The 3,267-nt window shown below is 72.6% G+C and carries 2 protein-coding genes; one reads left to right on the top strand and one right to left on the bottom strand.

Annotated elements, in window-relative coordinates:
* The first annotated feature begins 84 nt into the window (after positions 1-84).
* Positions 85-1,044 (top strand): DivIVA domain-containing protein, encoded by a 960-nt coding sequence (locus tag ACY45C_RS18630; protein ID WP_462188860.1) that lies wholly within the window; start codon positions 85-87, stop codon positions 1,042-1,044.
* A 271-nt stretch (positions 1,045-1,315) separates the two neighbouring features.
* On the opposite strand, the gene ACY45C_RS18625 is transcribed toward ACY45C_RS18630, so the two are convergent.
* A partial coding sequence (locus ACY45C_RS18625; RefSeq protein WP_462188855.1) for a class I tRNA ligase family protein occupies positions 1,316-3,267 on the bottom strand: 1,952 nt, incomplete at its 5' end.

The raw sequence follows: 3,267 nt of genomic DNA, 5'->3' as shown, positions 1-3,267 counted from the left end.
GTGCACACCGCGAGCGCGGGCGCGGCAGACTGCCCGCAGACCGCCCTCTCTTCGGGGAGCGGCGATGCCGCACGAGGAGGCGACGTGGCTCTGACACCACAGGACGTTCAGAACAAGGTCTTCAGCCCGACGAGGTTTCGCACGGGCTACAACGAGGATGAGGTCGACACCTTCCTCGACGAGGTCGAGGCGGAGCTGACGCGGCTGCTGGACGAGAACAGCGACCTGCGCCGGCAGCTCGACGAGGCCCGGCGTTCCGGCGGTGGTGGTCCGGGCGTGCCCGCGCAGATCCTCGAGGAGAACCAGGGCCTGCGCCGCCAGCTCGACGAGGCGCGTCGCCAGATCGCCCAGGCGCAGGCCCAGGCCGCCCAGGCCGCCCGGGAACGGGGCCAGCAGCCGCAGCCCACCGGGCCGCAGGGGCCGCAGCAGGGCGGCGCCCCCACAACGGTGATCTCAGCGGTGGGTACCTCCGGACCGCCCGCTCGGGCCGGCGGTAACCCGCAGGTGGAGGCCGACATCGAGCAGCGGGTCGCCCGTACCCTCGTGCTGGCCCAGCGCACGGCGGACGAGGCGCTGCGCGAGGCGCGCGCGGAGTCTGAACGCGCCCGCCGCGAGGCGAGGGCGGACGCGGACCGCATCATTGGTGAGGCCCGGGCGCACGTGGCCGAGCAGCTCGGCGGCTTGGAGGACGACAAGCGTCGCCTCGAGGGCCAGGTCGAGCAGCTTCGGGCGTTCGAGCGGGAGTACCGTACTCGGCTGCGGGCCTACCTGGAGATGCAGCTGCGGGACCTGGACGGCATGCCGACTCAGCCGGCCGTCGGTGCCGGCGGGCCACCGCGACCGGGCCTCAACCCGGGTGGTGGACCCACGCGGCCCGCGGTGGGCATGGGGCCCAGTGGCGCCCCGCAGAACCCCGCCCACCAGCCGACCTTCCCGCCCGGTCCGCCCCTGCCCGCCGGCGCCGCCATGGCCCGCGACAACGGTCACGGCCGGCCGGACATGGACGCCACCCGGCGGGACGCCCCGGGAATGCAGGAGTTCTGATCATCCGCTGCGCGGCCCTCGGCGAGTCTGGCGTGGCCCTCGGCACCGGCGCGGACGGGGCCGGAGCCGACGGGCGGTCTCGTGATGGGGTGATCGAGAGATGCTGACGCTTTGTGGAGCAGTTCTTGCTTTGTGTACGGTTCTTGCGGTGGTCGGCATCCTTGCCGGCAGCGGTTTCGTCTATGCGTCCCTGATCTTGACGCTGGTCGCCGCGGCGCTGCTCCCGGCGGGAGCAGTACGCCGGGCCTCTCGCTGACCTCGGGCCTCGGTCTCAGCTGCCGGTCGTCTCGTGCCGGGTGAGCGTGAACGCCAGGCCCAGCTCCTCGGCCGCCGAGCGGGCTTCCGCCTTCCACGGCTGCGCCGCAGGCAGCTCCGTGCGGGCCACCTCGGTGAAGGAGACCGCCAGCACCTCCTCGGCCACCGTCTGACCGTGGGTACGCAGCGCGAGTGCGGTCTCCTCGCGCGTCGCCGCCCAGGAGACGTCCACCCGGTCGGTGATCTCCAGCCCTGCCGCCTTGCGCGCGTCCTGGAGCACCCGGACGACGTCGCGGGCGAGCCCGGCGCGGGCGAGCTCCGGGGAGATCTCCAGGTCGAGGGCGACGGAGAGCCCGGACTCGGCGGTGACCGCCCAGCCCTGCCGCGGCGTCTCTGTGATGATCAGCTCGTCCCCGGACAGCTCGGCCTCCTCCCCGTCGACGGTGACGGTGAGCCGTCCGTTGACGGGAGGACCGGCGGCCGCGATGGCCGCGGCGACCGCCTTGGTGTTCCTGCCGAAGCGCCGCCCCAGGGCCCGGAAGTTCGGCTTCACCGAGATGTCGACGACCTCCGAGGTCGCCGGCTCCACCGTGGTCACGTTGAGCTCCTCGGTGATCTGCGCGATCAGCTCGGGGGAGAGCTCGTCGAAGGCACTCGCGCCGATGACCGCCCGCGGCAACGGCTGGCGGGTGCGCATCCCGCTGGCGGCCCGGGCGGCACGGCCGAGTTCCACGATCCGCCGGACGAGATCCATCTGCTCCGAGAGCTCCGGCGTGTGCAGCCCCCCGGGGAGCTCGGGCCAGGCGGCAAGGTGCACCGAGTCGGGGGTCTGCGGGGAGGCGTCGGCGAACAGCCGTGACCACAGCCAGTCGGTGAGGAACGGTGTGAACGGCGCCATCACTCGGGTCAGTGCGTCCAGGCAGGTGTGCAGGGTGTCCAGGGCATCGGCGTCGCCGGCCCAGAACCGGCGGCGGGACCGGCGGACGTACCAGTTGGACAGGTCGTCGACGAACCGGGCGATCCGCCGCCCGGCCCGCAGCGAGTCGAAGTTCTCCAGCGCCTCGTCCACCTCGGCGACGGTGGCCGCGAGCTCGGACAGCGCCCAGCGGTCCAGCACGTGCCGCCGGGCCGGCGGTGTCGCGCCCGCGCCTGGGCTCGCGCCCGGCCGCCAGCCGGCCGCCCCGGCATAGAGGGCGAAGAACGACGCGGTGTTCCAGTAGGTGAGCAGGACCTTGCGGACGATGTCCTCGATCGCCTCGTGACTCATCCGGCGGTCCGCCCACGGCGAGCCGCCGGCGAGCATCAGCCAGCGGACCGCGTCCGCGCCGTGCCGCTCGAACAGCTCGAAGGAATCGAGCACGTTGCCGAGATGCTTGCTCATCTTGCGGCCGTCGGCGTCCAGGAGCAGGCCGAGGCAGAGCACCGTCTCATAGGAGGAGCGGCCGAACACCAGCGTGCCGACCGCCATCATCGTGTAGAACCAGCCGCGGGTCTGGTCGATCGCCTCGCAGATGTACTGCGCCGGGTACTGCCGGGTGAACTCCTCGAGGTTGTGGTGCGGGGCACCCCACTGGGCGAACGGCATCGCGCCGCTGTCGTACCAGACGTCGATCACCTCGGGCACCCGGTGCGAGACGCCGCCGCAGGTCGGGCAGGTCCCGGTGACCTCATCGACGAACGGGCGGTGCGGGTCGAGGTCGGCCAGGTTCCGCCCGGCGAGCTCGGAGAGCTCGGCGAGTGACCCGACGCACACCAGATGGGTGGGGTCGTCGTCGCAGCGCCAGACCGGCAACGGTGTCCCCCAGTATCGGTTGCGGGACAGCGCCCAGTCGACGTTGCCGCGCAGCCACTCGCCGTACCGACCGGTCCTGATTCGCTCGGGGTGCCAGGTCGTCCGCTCGTTCTGCGCCAGCAGCTCGTCGCGGATGGCGGTGGTCCGGATGTACCAGGACGGCAGCGGATAGTAGA

This window comes from Frankia sp. CcWB2 (genome assembly GCF_977927585.1).
The sequence above is the reverse complement of the archived record's forward strand: the minus strand, read 5'-3'. Positions and strand labels throughout refer to the sequence as shown.